We start from the raw sequence: 17,032 nt of genomic DNA on the forward strand, positions 1-17,032 counted from the left end.
GCCCAGAGCGACGACGGTGGCGCCTTCCCCGGAAGGCCCGCTTCCTCACGCGGCCGGTTGCCGCCACGGCGATGTGTGATCGAGCGTGGCGTGATGCGGCGCAGGCACAGCTCCTGGGGCCACTACTGCCATGGCAGCGGAAATCGGGAGGGGGTTGGATGATGAGGGCCGACCGAGCGGTGGGTAGGCGGTACGGTCGAGACGACGTGTCGCGGTGAAAGAGGTGGATGCTGTGCGGGATTCGGGTTTCGCGGATCGGGTGGCCGGGGTGCTGGTCGGGACGGCTGCCGGGGACGCGCTCGGGGCGGGATACGAGTTCACGAAACCGGGACCCGAAGTGGTGATCGACATGATCGGCGGTGGGCCCTTCGACTGGGCGCCGGGTGAGTGGACCGACGACACCTCGATGGCGTTGGTGGTCGCACAGGCCGCGGCACAAGGGCCCGGTATCGATCTGGACGCGGTGGCCGAGGGCTTCGTTCGCTGGTTCGACACCAGCCCGCCCGATATCGGGAACCAGACCAGGGCCGTGCTGTCGATCAGGCCGAGCTCCGCGCTGGACATGCAGGCGGCGGCGATGTCGCTGACCGGGCGGACCGGCGGGAACGGGTCGCTGATGCGCACAGCACCGGTGGCACTCGCCTACCTCGACGACGCGGCGGAATGCGTCGCGGCGGCCGGTCGGGTCGGCATGCTCACCCACTACGACGAGCAGGCGGTCGAAGCCTGCAAGATCTGGACGTACGCCATCCGGCACGCCGTACTGCACGCGAACTTCCACGGCGTGCGCGAATATGTCCGAGGCTCAGCGTATTCCGACTACTGGACCGCCCGCCTCGACGAGGCCGAGCACGGTACTCCCGCCGACTTCCCGAACAACGGCTGGGTCGTCCACGCCCTGCAGACCGCCTGGTGGGCCATCACCACCACCGACAGCTCGGCGCCGACGCACCTGCCCCGCGCCCTCGAGGCGTGCGTCCGCGCGGGCAACGACACCGACACCACCGCCGCCATCGCGGGCGGCCTCCTCGGCGCCCGCTGGGGCGCCTCCGCCGTCCCCGCCCGCTGGCGCGACATCCTCCACGGCTACCCCGGCCTGACCTCCCCCGACCTCCCCACCCTCGCCCATAAGATCACCACCACCTGAGACCCGCGAAGACGCGACGGCGCCCGGCGACGACCGCTTGTGCGCGCGGTCGCCCTTGGCGTCGCCGCGCGGAGCGTGGCCGCCCTGGACAAGCGATCACCACGCCGGGCGTCGGACCCGCATCGATCACTATCGGCCGTCCGAGCGGCGCACGGGCCCGCAGCCGACGATCGCCACACCATGGCGTGGCGACTTCGCCCGTATTCCAGCGTGTCCTCAGGGCTGGGCCGATTGGGCGAATGATCACCACGCTGTGGCGGCGGATTTCAGGACGATTTCCATCCACCCGAGCGTGGGGATCAGGTGTCCAGGACTACCAGGCGGTGATGACCGGGCCGGGAGTCCAGGTGCCCCACTCGGTGCGGGAGTCCACCGAGACCTCGGCGGGCGTGGCTGTCGTGTCCCGGGGCAGGTATTGCTCGAGGGAGCCCCAGTCCCTGTCCCAGTCGTTGTTCAGGTAGGTGGGAAGGGTGCGGGCGGTGAAGAGGAGTTGGGTCCAGCCGAGTGGGCCGCCGCCGTCGTGGCCCTGCCAGAGGTTGGTGATGGTGGCGGCGTTGCGGTCGGGGAGGATGCGGTATTCGGGGTGGGCGGCGACGCCGTTGTGGGTGGGGAGGTGGTTCTGGCACGGGAAGTGCAGGCCGACAGCCCAATCCAGGAGCACGGGGGTGTCGCGGCCGAGCAAGGCGTTCAGGGTGGTGGTCCGGGGCATGCGCGGCGGGGTCACGGCGAGCCACTGGTCGGGGCCGAGATCCTTGTCGGCGGCGACCAGGCGGACCGCCGTGGCGTCGGCGGGGAGCTGGTCGAGCGGGACGCGCAGGTTGCGCCAGATGGGCGCGGGGCCGATGTCGATCGGCATCACCTGACCGGTGACCCGCACCGTGCCGTCGGGCGCGGCGGTGCCGTATTCGACCGTCAGGTCCTGACCGGGGTGCACGATGCCGTCGGCGTCGACCGAACGGATCCGGCCCGCCACCGACACCGCGAGCAGCGGGCCGCGCGGACCCTCCGGCAGGCGGAACCAGCCGGTGGTCAGAGCGGCGGGTTCCTGTGCGCCTGCCCGGTAGCTGCCGAGTACGGGGGTGCCGGCCGGGTCGAGGCCGAACGGGAGCTGCAGCGAACCCTGGCGTGACTCCGAACCGGCCGAGGTGGTCGCGTCGCGTAGTTCGTCGGGGTCGTCGGAGACCGAATTCGCTTGGCCGGTGGTGGATTCCACCTCGTCGGAGGTGAGCACCGGAGCCACGCCGTCGGGGCGGAAACCGGTCGATTCGCCCGTCATGGTCGTGGTCATGTCACCGGCGAGCGGGGCGAGCATCGAGGCGTTGGCGTCGGTTTCGACGAGCACCTCGTCGGCCATCCCACAGCCACCCCCGAACGCCGCGTTCAGGTTCGAGCTCGCCACCGAGTACGCCGGGTACTGGGCGACGGCAGCCTTGGCGAACGACGCCACCTCGAACAGCACCATCATCGCGGCGGCCACCGCGAGCACGGGCACACCGCTGAGCCGCGTCGGCTTGGCCGCCGGGTTCGGATGGATGTGGAACCAGGCGGCGATCAGCAGCGCGAGCCCGGTGAGCCCGGCGAACACGGTGGACACGCCGAACCCGGCGGCCGTCGGCGGCTTGTCCCACCACGGCACACCCCAGGCCGACACGTACCAGTAGCCGTTGGCACCGACGAAGGTCACCGCGAGCGCGAAGAACACCGCGGCGGCGAACAGCGCCCGGTTCCGCAACGGCCGCAGCACCTGCGAGCTCACGGCGACCGCGGTGACAGCGGCGACGCAGGTAGCGAGCCCGGCGAACACACCGAACTGATGTGTCCACTTGGTCGGCGAGAACATCATCAGCACCATGGCGGCGAGGGTGATGCCGAGCAGGCGCCGGGTGGGGCCCACGGCGGTGCCGGGGATGTGACCGCCGCGCCGCAGCATGGTCGCCGCGCACACGACGAGGCCGAGCAGCATGACGAACACCCCGAAGCGGCGGGTGAGCCAGCCGTCGGCATTGATCTGCAACAGGAACTGGTAGCGCAAGAACTCGTAGAACCAGGATTCGTGCGGCCCGATCTTCTCGTGCACGGCGAACATCTCGCGCACACCGGCCAGGGTGCGGTCGGCGAAGACGACGGTGAGCACGACAACGCCCGCCGCGAGGATCGGCAGCAGCTGCGACAGGTAGCCGACCGTCTTCGCGCGGCGCACGATCACCGCCGTCATGGTGCGCGCACCGGCCACCAACGCGCCGAGGCAGATCAGTCCCGACGGCGCACCGGTGAGGGTGAACGCGGCCACGATCACCGCCACCGCGTACGGCAGCAACCGCCGCGTGGCGATGGCCCGCTCCACCGACACCCAGGTGACCAGAACACCGAGGGCGACAACGAATTCCGCGCGCAAGCCGTTGTTGTAGGGCAGCCAGAACGCGAGGAAAACCAGCGCCGCGGTCCAGGTGACGAGCTCGCTGTGCCGCAACGCGACACCGAGGCGCGGCAGCACCTCGCGGCTGATCAACCACCAGGTGAGCACACCGGCGAGCAGCGCGGGCAGGCGGACGAGCGGGCTGACGGTGGAGAGGTGGGTGAGCCAGCCGATGATGTCGGTGTAGGGGGTGTAGAACGGACCCTCGTCGACGCTGAACCAGCGGTAGTAGTTCGACATGTTGCCCGAACTGCGCGCGCCCCTGGCCATCCCGAGGATGTATCCGTCGTCGGAGGTGTTGGCGCCGATGAAGTGCCACACCCCGAGCACCGCGAACACCAGCCAGTCGACCGGGCGCAGCCGCCACCAGCGCTGCGGCAGGAACCGGCGCGCCGACCGGCCGTCGGCGGCGTCGAGCCGGTGCAGCGCGAACAGGGCGACCAGCGTCGCCAGCACGCACAGCGCGATCACCGCGAGCTTGGGCCAGGTGGGTGAGGTGATGTAGCGCGAATCGACGTCGACGCGCACGGCGAGGTCGGCGGGTGCGGTGCCGGTGAGCTCGCTGAACACCCCGACCACCTGCGGTCGGAGATCACCGGCGAGGGTGGCCCCCTCCCCGAGTCCCGTTGTGGTGACCGTCGATCCGGTCGGCGACAGGGTGACGGTGAGCGCGCACGACCGGTCGAGCACCTCGGCCAGCGGCGCGGTCCACACCAGCATCGAGCGCGACACCACGTCGACCCGGCCGGGGCGCTCGGGGGTATCGGCGACGACCTTGACGACGAAGCCGTACTTCTCCATGTCGGCCGATTGCCTCGGCACGGTGGACACGACCACCCCGCCGGTCGCCGCGACCGAACTCGGGGCCGTACACGGCACCGTCGCCGTCAGCGCGGCCGGGGCGTAGGCCACCAGCGGTGCCTCGACCGAAGCGGGCGAGCCCTGCTGCGGCCAGGACACGCTCGCGGCGTCGACGCGGACCGGGAGGAAGGGGATGGCCGCGGCACTGAGCACCGCGATCAGCCCGGCGACGATCGCCACGGCCCGGGCCCAGCCGGGCGAACCCGGTCGCACCGGCTCCGAAACACCCTTGGGCGGATGCCCCTGCCGCACGATCGTCTCAACCACGGGGCCTGATCCTATCGGCGCGTCGTCACGCGCCCCCGCCGCCCCGGTGTGCGGTCGTCACCGCGGCGCCGACGTCAGGCGCAGGCGGTCGACTGCTGACCGAGGTTCGTCAGCATCGTGCAGGCCCACGCCTTCTGCACCTTCCACTTGCCGCCGTCGGCGACGAACGGCACATCGACCACGTTCGTCTGCCCGTTGACCGTGAAGTTCGCCTTCGCGTTCACGCTGTCACCGAACGAGGTCACCTCCGTGACCTGCACCTGGGCACCGGCGTCGTGGGCCGCGACCGCGAGCCGGTTCGGCAGCTCGGGGTCGGCTTCCCCACCCTGCACGAAGTCCAGCTTCTGCTCGTTGGGCACCGACGGATCGAGTGCGGTGTTGAGCTGGGCGTTGAGCTCCTCGACCGTCGGGACGGGCGGCAGCGCGGCGGCGGTCGTGGTGGTGGCCTTGGCGCTGGTGGTCGTCTTGGCGGCGGGCTTGTCTTCGGTGCACGCGCTCAGCCCGAGTGCCGTGATCACGGCCAGACCTGCGATCGCGACACGGCCGATCCTGCGAGGGGTCAACTGCTCGTCCTTTGTGTTCGAGGGGCGGGCTGCCGGGCCCGCACCGCTCAGTCGAGGCTGGCGAGCGGGTCGGCGCGCGACAGTCCCGATTCGTCGGCAGGAAAGGTACGCGCCGGGCCGGGACCTGTCGAACTGGTCTCGAACCGCACGGTCACCACGCCGTAGCCCGCGCCCTGTACCCACCCGTGCCCGAACTCCGGGTGACGCACATCCATCCCCGGAAGCCACTGCCCCACAGGAAGTTCCGGCTGTTCGACCACCGGCTCGGGCGCATCGACGGCATCGGTGTCGATATCGGCGGGCATGGCCTGATCGAGTTCGGGGAACAGCGATTCCTGGCGGACCATGGTGAGCCCGCCGTAACCCACCCCGACCAACCGGATGGGCCCGAGCTCGGTGGGGTCGATGGCCGAGCGTTGCGCGGCCGCCGACAGCGTGCTCAGTTCGGTGGTGGCGTAGGGCAGCGTGAACGAGCGGGTCACGATGCTCATGTCGGACTTCTTGAGTTTGAGGACGACGGTGCGCGCGGCGCGACCGTCGCGTTCGAGGCGGCGGTGCGCCGAGGCGGCCATGGCGGTGATCGCGGGGCGCAGGTCGGCGAGGGTGACGATGTCGCGTTCGTAGGTGTTCTCGGCGCTGATCTGCTTGGCTTCGGCGCGTTCGGCCACCGGCCGGTCGTCGATTCCGCGCGCCAGCCGGTGCAGTGCCGACCCGACGCTGCCGCCGAGGATCGAGGCGGCCTCGGCTTCCGGCAGCGCGGCGAACGCGCCGACGGTCTCGATACCGAGGCCACGTAATCGCGATTCGGCGACCGGACCGATGCCCCACAGTTTGCGCACCGGCAATCCGGCCAGCAGCGCGTGCTGCTCGGCGGGCGAGATCACCCGCATCCCGTCGGGTTTCGCCAGGCCGGAGCCGATCTTGGCGAGCTGTTTGCCGGTGCCCGCCCCGATGGAGGCGGTCAGACCCGTCCGTGCCAGGACCAGCGCGCGCAACATCGCGCAGTACTCCTCGACCCGGGCCACGCTTGCCCCGGCGAGTTCGGCCGGTTCGGCGAACGCCTCGTCGAACGACAGGGTCTCCAGCACCGGAACCCGGCTGCGCAGCGCGTCGAACACCCGCCCGCTCAGCACCGAATACACGGCCCCGCGGGGCGGAACGACCACCGCCGACACCCCGACGAGCCGCCGTGCCTGGTGCATGGGCATGGCCGAGCGCGCGCCGAACACCCGCGCTTCGTAGCTGGCGCCCGCCACCACCCCTCGCTGACCGATACCACCCACGAGCACCGGCCTGCCGCGCAGGGTGGGCCGGGTGAGTTGTTCCGCCGAGGCGAAGAAGGCGTCCATATCGATGTGCAGCACCCACCGACGTGCGGTGACCGCCGCATCGGGCCTGGCCTCGGCCGGGACATGGGTGCTCACGAGCGCAATGTACGCGCCCGCACCGACACGTCTGCGACACCCGGCCGGAACGCTCGGCACCGGACAGGCACGCCCGGATGTGTGATGATCGGGTGATGAAGATCCGTAAGGCTGTCATCCCGGCCGCGGGAATCGGCTCCCGGCTGCTGCCGCTCACCAAGGCCACGCCGAAGGAGATGCTGCCGGTCGGCGACAAACCCGTCATCGAGCACACGGTGCGTGAACTGGTCGCTTCCGGCATCACCGACATCACCATCGTGGTGACCAGCGGTAAGTCCCTGATCCAGGACCATTTCCGGCCGAACCCGGCGCTGGTCGCCCAATTGCGCGCCGACGGCAAGTCCGCCTACGCCGACGCGGTGGAGGAGGTCGGTGAGCTATCGCGCGAGGGCCACATCACCTACCTCGACCAGCACGGCCCGTACGGCAACGGCACCCCGGTGCTCAATGCCGCCCGCCACCTGGGCGACGAGCCGATGCTGGTGCTCTGGCCCGACGACGTGTTCGTGGCCGAGGTTCCGCGCGCCCAGCAGCTCATCAAGGCCTACGAGTCCACCGGCTGCCCGGTGTTGGCCCTGATGCCGATGGAACCGGGCGAGTCGCAGCGCTACGGCGTGCCGGTGGTGCGGGAGGACCTCGACGACGGGTTGCTGCGCATCTCCGGATTGATGGAGAAGCCCAAGCCGGAGGACGCGCCGTCGGCGTACGCGGCCATCGGCGGGTACGTGGTGACCCCGGGCATCATCGACGAGCTGCAGTTGCAGACCGACAACTGGTACACCCATCGCACCGGCGAGGTGTACCTGACCGACGCGATCAACAAGTACGCCGCCGAGCACGCGGTGTACGGGCAGGTGATCCAGGGTCGCTGGTACGACACCGGCAACCCGGCCGACTACCTCGTTGCCCAGTTCGCCTCGGCGCTGGCACATCCCGAGTACGGCCCGCTGCTGCGCCAGCTGGTGGACTAGCGGTTCGCCCGCGCCGCCCGCACGCGGCGCGGGGTCAGCACCGTTTGTCCGCGAGCACGAGGTTCGTCGCGATCGTCGCGACGAATCCGAACAGTAGGCGCCGCAGAACTTTTCGCCGCACAGGTGGACTCCCCTCGTCCCGGCGACGGGTCGCCGACTGGTCGGTTACCGGGCGGCACACCACCGATCACGGTGCGGCACCCGCTGATCCGGCGCCGCGGCGGTAGTGGGTTTCCACTCCCGCCGCGACACCGTTTCCACAGGACACTCATCACGAACCGTCGCTGTCACCTCAGCGTGTTCCATGCGCATGAGCGGCAGCACCCTCGATTCTGCCCGACGAACGGCCGGAAAGTCGTGATTTCAGCAACTTTCCAGCACAATCGCGCGTCGACAGCGTCAGCGGTCGCCGACCGAGCCCGCACTCAGGCCTTGGTGAGCGACACCTTCACCCCGCCGGTGATTTCCGGGGCGTCCGCGTCGAGCGCACCGAAAGTCAGTGTGGTGGCGAGGATTTCACCCGCGATGAGGTCGCGGTGGGTGTCGGCCCACTCGGCTCGTTCGGCGGGCACGTCCAGCACCACGGTGATGCGGTCGGACACGTCCAAACCTTGCGACTTGCGGGTCTCCTGCAGGTCGCGGATGAGGTCGCGAGCCCAGCCCTCGGCTTCCAGCTCCTCGGTGACCACCGAATTCAGCACCACCAGACCGGCATTGCCGGGCAGGGCTGCCGTCGACTCGGGTTCGGCGGCGACCAGGCGCTGGGTGTACTCCTCCGGCAGCAGCGTGATCCCGGCGGCGGTGACCACACCGTCGGCCGATTCCGACCACTCCCCCGCCTTCACGGCCTTGATCACCGTCTGCACCTGCTTGCCGAGGCGCGGACCGGCGGCGCGGGCGTTGACGGCCAGCTCGAAACGGCCGTGCGCGGCGACGTCAGTGGTCAGATCGACCTTCTTGACGTTGACCTCGTCGGCGATCAGCTCGGTGAACGGGGCGAGCCGTTCGGCGTCGCCCGCCGCGATGGTGACCTCGGCCAGCGGCAGGCGCACCCGCAGGTTCTTGGCCTTGCGCAGACTCAGCACGGTGGAACACACCACGCGCACCTCGTCCATGGCCGCGACCAGTTCGGCATCGTGCGGCAGCTCGGACTCGGCGGGCCAGTCGGCCAGGTGCACGGAGCGTTCCCCGGTGAGACCGCGCCAGATCACCTCGCTGATCAGCGGCAGCAGCGGCGCCGCCAACCGGGTGACCACCTCGAGCACCGTGTGCAGGGTGTCCACCGCATCGCGGTCCTCGGACCAGAAGCGCGAACGTGACCGGCGCACATACCAATTGGTGAGCGCGTCGGCGAACGAGCGCAGCTCGTCGCAGGCACCGGCGATGTCGTAGGTCTCGAGCGCCTCGGTCATCACGTCGCGGGTCACCGCGAGCTTGGCCAGGATGTAGCGGTCGAGCACGTTCGGCGAATCCGTGCGCCACACACCGGGCTTCGAAGCGTAGAGCTGCAGGAAGGTCCACGCGTTCCACAGCGGGCGCAGCGCGTGGCTCACGCCTTCGCGGATGCCGCGCTCGGTGACGATGAGGTTGCCGCCGCGCAGGATCGGCGAGCTCATCAGGAACCAGCGCATCGCGTCGGAGCCGTCGCGGTCGAAGACCTCGTTGACGTCGGGGTAGTTGCCCTTGGACTTCGACATCTTCAGGCCGTCGTCACCGAGCACGATGCCGTGCGCGGCAACGGTTTTGAACGCGGGCGAGTCGAAGAGCGCGGTCGCGAGTACGTGCAGGGTGTAGAACCAGCCACGGGTCTGCCCGTTGTACTCGACGATGAAGTCGCCGGGGAAGTGGCTGTCGAACCACTCCTTGTTCTCGAACGGGTAGTGCACCTGGGCGAACGGCATCGAACCCGACTCGAACCAGCAGTCGAGCACCTCGGGAACCCGGCGCATGGTCGACTTCCCGGTCGGGTCGTCGGGGTTGGGCCGGGTGAGATCGTCGATGCCGGGGCGGTGCAGGTCTTGCAGGCGCACACCGAAGTCGCGCTCGAGTTCGTCGAGCGAACCGTAGACGTCCACGCGCGGGTGGGCCGGGTCGTCGGACACCCACACCGGGATGGGGCTGCCCCAGTAACGGTTACGGCTGATGTTCCAGTCGCGCGCGCCCTCGAGCCACTTGCCGAACTGGCCGTCGCGGATGTGCTCGGGCACCCACGTGATGTGCTTGTTCAGCTCCACCATCCGGTCGCGGAACTGGTTGACCGCGACGAACCAGGACGGCACGGCCATGTAGATCAGCGGCTGACCCGAACGCCAGCTGTGCGGGTAGGAGTGCTCGATCGTCTCGTGCCGAAGGAGTTTTCCGGCGGCCTTGAGGTCCTTGATGATCACCGGGTTGGCGTCGAAGACCATCAGGCCCTCGTACGGCGGCACCATCGAGGTGAACTTGCCCGCCGGGTCGAGCGGCTGCACGATCTCGATGCCGTTGGCCGAGGCCACGTCCATGTCCTCCTCACCGAAAGCCGGTGCGAGGTGGACGATTCCGGTACCGGAGTCGGTGGTGACGTAGTCGGCGGTGAGCACGCGGTGCGCGTTCGGGTGACCGAGGAAGAAGTCGAACGGCGGGGCGTAGGACAGGTCGGCCAGGGCCGCGCCGTCGTACTCGCCGAGCACCGTCGGCTCCTCACCGAACTCGCGGGCGTAGTGCGACACCCGTTCGGCGGCCAGCACGTAGCGCTTGCCGTCGGTGGCCCGCACGTGCACGTAGCGCACGTCGGGGTGCACGGCGATCGCCAGGTTGGACGGCAGCGTCCACGGGGTGGTGGTCCAGATCAGGGCGTTGGCGCCGTCGAGGGCGGCCAGCGGGTGCTCGGCGGGCACCGACAGCACCATGTCGACGGTGACCGCCGGGTCCTGGCGCATCTTGTACGCGTCGTCGAGGCGGGTCTCCTGGTTCGACAGCGGCGTCTGCTCGTACCAGCTGTAGGGCAACACGCGGAAGCCCTGGTAGATCAGCCCCTTGTCGTAGAGGGACTTGAACGCCCACATCACCGACTCCATGAAGTCGAGATCGAGGGTCTTGTAGTCGTTGTCGAAGTCGACCCAGCGCGCCTGGCGGGTGACGTACTCGCGCCACTCGTTGGTGTAGCGCAGCACCGAGGACTTACAGGCGGCGTTGAACTCGGCCAGTCCCATCGCGTCGATCTGCGACTTGTCGGTGATGCCGAGCTGCTTCTCGGCCTCGATCTCGGCGGGCAGGCCGTGGGTGTCCCACCCGAAGCGGCGGTCCACCTTCTTGCCGCGCATGGTCTGGAAGCGCGGGACCAGGTCTTTGACGTAGCCGGTGAGCAGGTGACCGTAGTGCGGCAGACCGTTGGCGAAGGGGGGGCCGTCGTAGAAGACGAACTCGGCCTCGCCGTCGCGGTTGGCGATGCTGGCGCGGAAGGTGTCGTCGGCTGCCCAGTAGTCGAGAACCTTGGTTTCGAGTTCCGGGAACGTCGCGCCGGAACCGGCACCGAATTCGACCCGGGGGTACGCGCCACCGGTGGTTGTCTCGTCCGCCATTGCGGAATGCTCCTCGTGCCGCCGCGCCGCTGGCGCGAATCCGTGGCACGGGGACGATGCCGACGCAGGTGCGCCGAAACCGCGGTACCACCCCGTTTGCCCGCGTCGGGAACGCACGCGAGCCTCTCGTTGCGAGCTGTGACGGGCTCACCCGTTCGGTTCTACTGAGCGCTGCGCGCCGTTCTTCCGAAGACTCCCCGGTGATGGCCGGATCATTGCCGTGTATCAGTCGATTCTAACCGGGCCCGTCCAGCCCTTTTTCCGCACGGTCAGTCCTTGCGGGCGTGCCTCCCCGGCGGAACCGGGTCGTTCTCGGGTCGCCCACCGGCCAGCGCGCTCACCAGCAGGGTGCCCGCGCCGACGACGCAGATCAGGATGCAGCCCCACGCCCACGCCACCGAGCCGGTGGCAAGTGCCGCCACGAGCAGTCCGAAGCCGATCGCGGCCAGAACGAGCGTCAAGACGAGCATGCTGACTCCCAAGCAACCGAGCAGCCCGCCGAACTGTGCGTTCGGCGAATCACGCGACGCGCTGCGCCGCGCGACCCGCGTTCCAGTTTACTTGGCGCCCTTGGCGAAGGAGGAGGCCGGAGCCAAACTGTTGGACGATCCGTTGGTGTCACCCGCGAACTCGCCGCCGTCGACCGGAACGGCCGAGCCACGGTTCTCCAGCTCCTCGAGCTGCGACTCCAGGTAGGACTTCAGGCGCACGCGGTACTCGCGCTCGAAGGTCTTGAGCTGCTCGATCCGGCTTTCCAGCACCGTACGCTGCTGGGTGATGGTCGCCATGATCTCGGCGTGCTGACGCTCGGCGTCGGCGGTGAGCGCCTCGGCCTTGTCCTTGGCCTGGCGGATCTGGGTGTCGGAGCGGTTCTGCGCGTCGGCGAGCATCGCGTCGGACTTCTGCCGGGCGTCGGCGATCATCGCCTCGGAGCGGGTGCGGGCGTCGCCGACCAGACGCTCGGAGTTTGCCCGGGCGTTCGACAGCAGGCTCTCGGCCTCGGTCTTGGCGTCGGTGGTGAGGCGGTCGGCCATCTCCTGCGCCAGGGTGAGGACCTTCGCGGCCTGCATGTTGGCGTCGGGACCCGAGTTGTCGCGGGCGGGCGCGGCCACCGGCATCGGCGCGGGCGGCGCCGCCGGGACCGGCGCCGGAATAGGTTCTGGTGCGGGCGGCGGTGCCTGTTGGACCGGGGCCTTCACGGCGGCGACCGGGGCCGGGCCTCGGTTCTTCTTGGCATCGGCTAGCTCGGTGTCGAGCTCGGCGACCCGCTGGCGGAGGTCGGCGTTCTCCTCGATCAGGCGCGAGAGCTCCTGCTCGACGAGATCCAGGAAGGCATCGACCTCGTCCTCGTTGTAGCCGCGCTTACCGATCGGCGGTTTGCTGAACGCGACGTTGTGCACATCGGCGGGAGTCAGCGGCATCGAAGGATCCCTTCACGCGGTCTTTGGAGAACTAGCAAGCGGTCTTCTCGACACATTGTGTCACACGGAGGTCACGGGCTGCCCGAGCCTACCCACGATGGACATCAGGATGAACACCACGAAGAGCAGAACCATGATCGACAGATCGAGCCGGATACCGCCCAGATTCACGGGAGGTATCAAGCGCCGCAACAGTTTCACGGGCGGATCGGTGACGGTGAAGATGAACTCCAGCACGATCACCACCACACCGGTCGGGCGCCAGTCGCGCGCGAAACTGCGGATGAACTCCACGATCACCCGGCTGATCAACAACAGCCAGAAGATGAAAAGCACGAGGTACAGAACCGCGAACAGGGCCACGGGTTCACTCTGCCGCAAAACCGGCGACGTGCAAAATGGCCGCGCCGCGCAGTGCGCGGGCGGCCATCACAGCATTTCCCGAGTTGTCGCTATTTCTGGTTGTAGAAGCCGTTTTCGGCGATCCGGCGCCGTTCCTCGGCCGATACGTCGACGTCGGCCGGTGAGAGCAGGAACACCTTCGTGGCCACCTTGTCGAACGAGCCACGCAGCGCGAAGGCCAGACCGGCCGCGAAATCGACCAGCCGCTTGGCATCGGCGTTGCTCAGGTCGACCAGGTCCATGATGACCGGGTTGCCCTCGCGGAAACGCTCACCGATGATCCTGGCCTCGCTGTAGTCGCGCGGACGCAGCGTGGTGATCTTGGACAAGGGACCTCCGTCCTCGAAGATCCCGGGCCGCCGCACGGGCGCGGGCTCGGGGCGCAAACGCTCCTCCAACCTGCGCTCCTCGGCGTCGGGATCGACCGCGAGCGCGCCACGGGTCGAGCCGCGCATCCCCGGCGCGACCCCGCCCGCCCGGAACGTCCGGCCCGACGAGGGCGCCGTCTCGATCCTGGTCGGGCGCCGCGGCGGTTCGTAGCGGTCCTCGGCGTAGGCGTCGTCGACGTAGTCGTCGCGACGCGCCTGATAAGCCGGCTTGTAGGCAGGCTGAGGGAAGTCGTCGGCCTCGTCGCCGAAACGCTCGGAGCCGTAACGATCTTCGGCGTAGCGGTCGTAGCTGCGCGGGCGAGTACGGCCGCCACGCTCCTCGGGACCACGTGAGGCGTGATCGTCGACGTAGTCGTCTTCGTACTCATCGAGCGGAACCATGCCGAAGTACGCCTTGAACTTGTGCAGCGTGCTCATCTTGGACGACCTTCCTTCGGCCCCGGTGGCGGCCGGGTGTTGAAGTTCTTGCTCAGCGCCTCGTCGGCCAATCGTATGTGTCGAATGTGACTGATGAGGTTTCTTTGCTACGCCGAGGTTATCGGTCGGGCGCCCATCAAGGCGGTACCGACACGCACACACGTCGAACCGTGTTCGACCGCGATCTCCAAATCACCCGACATACCTGCGGAAAGTTCGGTGGCGTCGGCGTGTTGCGAGAGCAGCGAAGTGTGCAAAGTCGCAAGCTTCGCAAAGGACGCATCACTGTCGGCGTCAAGGGGTGGAATCGCCATCAGACCGGCCAGATGCAGTCCGGGAGCCTTCGCTACGAGGTCGGCCAGAGCGGGCAGATCTGCCGGTTCGACACCCCCGCGTCCGGGGTCCGCGTCCAGGCTCACCTGCAGCAGGACACGCAGGGGCGCGGTACGCTCACCGGCTGCCTGTGCGTCGGTCACCGCCCGGTCCAGCGCGTTTGCCAGCCGTTCGCTGTCGACCGAGTGCACGGTGTGTGCCCAGCGGGCCACCGCGCGGGCCTTGTTGCGTTGCAGTCGCCCGATCATGTGCCACTCGACGTCGGGGTAGGCCAGTTCGGCGACCTTGGCCGAGGCCTCCTGTTCACGCGACTCGCCGAACTCGCGCCTGCCGAGGCGGTAGAGGATGTCGACATCGGCGGCCGGGAAGAATTTGGTCACCGGGAGCAGCCGTACCGAGCCCACCGGGCGGCCCGCGGCGGCCACAGCGGCGTCGAGACGCGCGAGCAGCCCGTCGAGGCGGGTCGAGAGTTCGGTCGTGCGATCGGTGCCGGTCGAGGTCTCCTTGGTCATGCGGCCGCCCCTCGCCGGGTGGTGCGCTGCGGGCTCATGCGGTGGGGTCCATCCAGATCACGCCCGCGATGCGGCCGGTCGGGGCGCCACGCCGGTGACTGAACAGGGTCTTGTCCTCGATCGTGCAGCGTGGGTCGAGGGCGATGCCGCCCACGCCCGCCTCGGTGAGCTGCCTGCTGATGCCCGCGCGCAGATCGAGGCCGGGGGTCTTGCGGACGGTGGTGGTGGCGCTGCCGGGTAGGTGGGCCTCCACGTCGGCGCGCATGGCGGCGGGCACTTCGTACTGGCGGCCCGAGGCGGCCGGGCCGAGGAACGCGCCGATGCGCTCCATGCGCGCACCCACGGAGACCATCGCCTCGAGCACCCGGGGCACGATACCGATGCGGGCGCCGATGCGGCCCGCGTGCACGGCGGCGATGACGCCCGCTTCGTCGTCGGACAACAGGACCGGGACACAGTCGGCGGTGAGGACGACCAGCGCGAGGCCGGGCACGGTGGTGACCAGCGCGTCGGTGACCGGCACCGGTTCGGCGCGCGGGCCGTCGACGATTTCCACGTTGCGGCCGTGCACCTGCTCCATCCACACCAGCCGGTCGGGGGTGAGCCCGATGCCCTCGGCCAGGCGGATCCGGTTGCGGCGCACGGCCTCCGGATCGTCACCGACGTGGTCGCCCAGGTTGAACGAGTCGTACGGGGCGACGGAGTAGCCACCGGCGCGGGTGGTGGTCACCCGGCGAACGGTCACGGTGGGGGGTGCGGAAGTCATGGTTCGAGGGTAGTGCGGTCAGCGGGTCGAACGGCACGCGTGCGGGGTGACGTCGGTCAACCCGACGGGCGGTGTTCCGCCTGCGGCGCTCGCGTCGCCACGGTCGAGGCCACATCTCGACCTCCGCGCACGCGTGAACGACACGTGGCGTCGTGCCGGACCGACGACACGAAAACGCCCGAACTCCCCTGGGAGCTCGGGCGCTGATGTGCGCTGCTATCGGCGCATGAAGATCGGCACGTTGATGTCGTCGTCATCGTCGCCGTCGTCGTCCCGCTGGTCGGGATTGTTGACGCGGTTGAGAGCGGCCTCGGTGACCCGCTGGCGCTCCGACTCCCGGTACCGCTCGGTGTCACGGTAGTTCGGCGCCGCGGCCCGTCCGCTCGACATGCCCGCGGTCGCGGGCTCGGTGGGCCGGGCCGGTGCCTCGGTGCTGCGGCTCTGCCCCACCTCACCCGCGCGGCCGGAGCCGATCGGGTTCGTGGAGGACCGGCCGGTCTGCATGGTGTTCTCGACCGCGCGCCGGGAGGGGCCGCCGCCGTCGAAACCGGCGGCGATCACGGTGACGCGCACCTCGTCACCGAGCGAATCGTCGATGACCGTACCGAAGATGATGTTGGCCTCGATGTGGGCGGCCTCCTGCACCAGTGAAGCGGCCTCGTTGATCTCGAACAGGCCGAGATCGGAACCACCCGCGATCGAGAGCAGCACGCCGTGCGCGCCGTCCATCGACGCCTCGAGCAGCGGCGAGTTGATCGCCGTCTCGGCCGCTTTCACCGAGCGACCCTCACCGCGCGCCGAACCGATGCCCATGAGCGCCGAACCGGCGCCCGACATCACGCTCTTCACGTCGGCGAAGTCGACGTTGATGAGGCCGGGGGTCGTGATCAGGTCGGTGATGCCCTGCACACCGTTGAGCAGCACCTCGTCGGCGGAGCGGAACGCGTCCATCAGGCTCACGGCCGCGTCGCCCAGCTGCAGCAGCCGGTCGTTGGGGATGACGATCAGGGTGTCGCACGACTCGCGAAGCAGGTTGATCCCCACCTCGGCCTGGTTCCCGCGCCGTTTGCCCTCGAAGGAGAACGGTCGGGTGACGACGCCGATGGTGAGGGCGCCGAGCTTGCGGGCGATGCTGGCGACGACGGGGGCGCCACCGGTTCCGGTGCCACCACCCTCACCGGCGGTGACGAAGACCATGTCGGCGCCCTTGAGCACCTCTTCGATCTCGTCCTTGTGGTCTTCGGCCGCTTTGCGGCCGACTTCCGGATCGGCTCCGGCGCCGAGTCCTCGGGTGAGTTCCCGGCCGACATCGAGCTTCACATCGGCGTCGCTCATCAGCAGGGCCTGTGCGTCGGTATTGACCGCGATGAACTCGACTCCCTTGAGTCCCTGTTCGATCATCCGGTTGACGGCGTTCACGCCGCCGCCGCCGATACCGACGACCTTGATCACGGCAAGGTAGTTGTGCGGGGGCGTCATGGGCTCTCGCCTTCCTTCGATCTAAAACCCTCAACCTCAACCATAGGGTTGGCGTTATGTCAAGTATCCGACTGCTGCGGAACGCTATTCGCAGCCACCGCGAT

General features: G+C 69.1%; 13 protein-coding genes. 2 read left to right on the top strand and 11 right to left on the bottom strand.

The annotated features are described in order from the left end of the window. Nucleotides 1–223: 223 nt before the first annotated feature. Nucleotides 224–1,147 carry an ADP-ribosylglycohydrolase family protein gene (locus tag NC7_RS20580; protein ID WP_067985580.1) on the top strand — a complete coding sequence of 308 codons (924 nt, stop codon included), beginning with the start codon at nucleotides 224–226 and terminating at the stop codon, nucleotides 1,145–1,147. Nucleotides 1,148–1,460: 313 nt separating this feature from the next. Here NC7_RS20580 and NC7_RS20585 read toward each other — a convergent pair whose 3' ends face one another. The 3 genes from NC7_RS20585 to NC7_RS20595 all read right to left on the bottom strand — a co-directional run bounded on the left by NC7_RS20585 (nucleotide 1,461) and on the right by NC7_RS20595 (nucleotide 6,603). After that, complete coding sequence (locus NC7_RS20585; RefSeq protein ID WP_067985582.1) at nucleotides 1,461–4,691, bottom strand: arabinosyltransferase domain-containing protein; 3,231 nt, start codon at nucleotides 4,689–4,691, stop codon at nucleotides 1,461–1,463. A gap of 74 nt (nucleotides 4,692–4,765) precedes the next feature. After that, nucleotides 4,766–5,254: a WKL family lipoprotein gene (locus NC7_RS20590; protein WP_067985584.1), complete on the bottom strand. Its 489-nt coding sequence runs from the start codon at nucleotides 5,252–5,254 to the stop codon at nucleotides 4,766–4,768. Nucleotides 5,255–5,301: 47 nt separating this feature from the next. Beyond that, complete coding sequence (locus NC7_RS20595; protein ID WP_067985855.1) at nucleotides 5,302–6,603, bottom strand: DNA polymerase IV; 1,302 nt, start codon at nucleotides 6,601–6,603, stop codon at nucleotides 5,302–5,304. 170 nt (nucleotides 6,604–6,773) lie between these two features. On the opposite strand from NC7_RS20595, the gene NC7_RS20600 reads away from it, so the two are divergent. Beyond that, nucleotides 6,774–7,649, top strand: coding sequence for a UTP--glucose-1-phosphate uridylyltransferase (locus NC7_RS20600; protein WP_067497501.1), 876 nt, complete (start codon nucleotides 6,774–6,776; stop codon nucleotides 7,647–7,649). Nucleotides 7,650–8,074: 425 nt separating this feature from the next. On the opposite strand, the gene ileS is transcribed toward NC7_RS20600, so the two are convergent. The 8 genes from ileS to ftsZ all read right to left on the bottom strand — a co-directional run bounded on the left by ileS (nucleotide 8,075) and on the right by ftsZ (nucleotide 16,928). Next, nucleotides 8,075–11,209 carry an isoleucine--tRNA ligase gene (gene ileS / locus NC7_RS20605; protein WP_067985586.1) on the bottom strand — a complete coding sequence of 1,045 codons (3,135 nt, stop codon included), beginning with the start codon at nucleotides 11,207–11,209 and terminating at the stop codon, nucleotides 8,075–8,077. A 269-nt stretch (nucleotides 11,210–11,478) separates the two neighbouring features. Further along, nucleotides 11,479–11,679: a hypothetical protein gene (locus NC7_RS20610; protein ID WP_067985589.1), complete on the bottom strand. Its 201-nt coding sequence runs from the start codon at nucleotides 11,677–11,679 to the stop codon at nucleotides 11,479–11,481. Between the two features lie 87 nt (nucleotides 11,680–11,766). Next, nucleotides 11,767–12,630, bottom strand: coding sequence for a DivIVA-like cell division protein Wag31 (gene wag31, locus NC7_RS20615; protein WP_067985591.1), 864 nt, complete (start codon nucleotides 12,628–12,630; stop codon nucleotides 11,767–11,769). Nucleotides 12,631–12,690: 60 nt separating this feature from the next. Beyond that, nucleotides 12,691–12,993, bottom strand: a complete 303-nt coding sequence (locus NC7_RS20620) for a YggT family protein (protein ID WP_067497489.1) — start codon at nucleotides 12,991–12,993, stop codon at nucleotides 12,691–12,693. A gap of 89 nt (nucleotides 12,994–13,082) precedes the next feature. Further along, nucleotides 13,083–13,838, bottom strand: coding sequence for a cell division protein SepF (locus NC7_RS20625; RefSeq protein WP_067985593.1), 756 nt, complete (start codon nucleotides 13,836–13,838; stop codon nucleotides 13,083–13,085). A 107-nt stretch (nucleotides 13,839–13,945) separates the two neighbouring features. Then, nucleotides 13,946–14,683, bottom strand: a complete 738-nt coding sequence (locus tag NC7_RS20630) for a YggS family pyridoxal phosphate-dependent enzyme (RefSeq protein WP_174550251.1) — start codon at nucleotides 14,681–14,683, stop codon at nucleotides 13,946–13,948. Between the two features lie 34 nt (nucleotides 14,684–14,717). Then, nucleotides 14,718–15,449: a peptidoglycan editing factor PgeF gene (gene pgeF / locus NC7_RS20635; RefSeq protein WP_067985595.1), complete on the bottom strand. Its 732-nt coding sequence runs from the start codon at nucleotides 15,447–15,449 to the stop codon at nucleotides 14,718–14,720. Between the two features lie 216 nt (nucleotides 15,450–15,665). Then, the gene (ftsZ, locus tag NC7_RS20640; RefSeq protein ID WP_067985597.1) at nucleotides 15,666–16,928 is read right to left on the bottom strand and encodes a cell division protein FtsZ; all 1,263 of its coding nucleotides are present in this window, start codon (nucleotides 16,926–16,928) and stop codon (nucleotides 15,666–15,668) included. Between the last annotated feature and the right edge of the window lie 104 nt (nucleotides 16,929–17,032).

The sequence above is a fragment of the Nocardia caishijiensis NBRC 108228 genome (assembly GCF_001612825.1).
Lineage (GTDB): Bacteria > Actinomycetota > Actinomycetes > Mycobacteriales > Mycobacteriaceae > Nocardia > Nocardia caishijiensis.

Excerpts from the sequence above, each read along its gene's own strand:
- NC7_RS20595 (WP_067985855.1), bottom strand. The coding sequence starts at position 6,603 with ATGGACGCCTTCTTCGCCTCGGCGGAACAACTCACCCGGCCCACCCTG.
- NC7_RS20600 (WP_067497501.1), top strand. The coding sequence starts at position 6,774 with ATGAAGATCCGTAAGGCTGTCATCCCGGCCGCGGGAATCGGCTCCCGG.
- ileS (WP_067985586.1), bottom strand. The coding sequence starts at position 11,209 with ATGGCGGACGAGACAACCACCGGTGGCGCGTACCCCCGGGTCGAATTC.
- NC7_RS20610 (WP_067985589.1), bottom strand. The coding sequence starts at position 11,679 with ATGCTCGTCTTGACGCTCGTTCTGGCCGCGATCGGCTTCGGACTGCTC.
- wag31 (WP_067985591.1), bottom strand. The coding sequence starts at position 12,630 with ATGCCGCTGACTCCCGCCGATGTGCACAACGTCGCGTTCAGCAAACCG.
- NC7_RS20625 (WP_067985593.1), bottom strand. The coding sequence starts at position 13,838 with ATGAGCACGCTGCACAAGTTCAAGGCGTACTTCGGCATGGTTCCGCTC.
- NC7_RS20630 (WP_174550251.1), bottom strand. The coding sequence starts at position 14,683 with ATGACCAAGGAGACCTCGACCGGCACCGATCGCACGACCGAACTCTCG.
- pgeF (WP_067985595.1), bottom strand. The coding sequence starts at position 15,449 with ATGACTTCCGCACCCCCCACCGTGACCGTTCGCCGGGTGACCACCACC.
- ftsZ (WP_067985597.1), bottom strand. The coding sequence starts at position 16,928 with ATGACGCCCCCGCACAACTACCTTGCCGTGATCAAGGTCGTCGGTATC.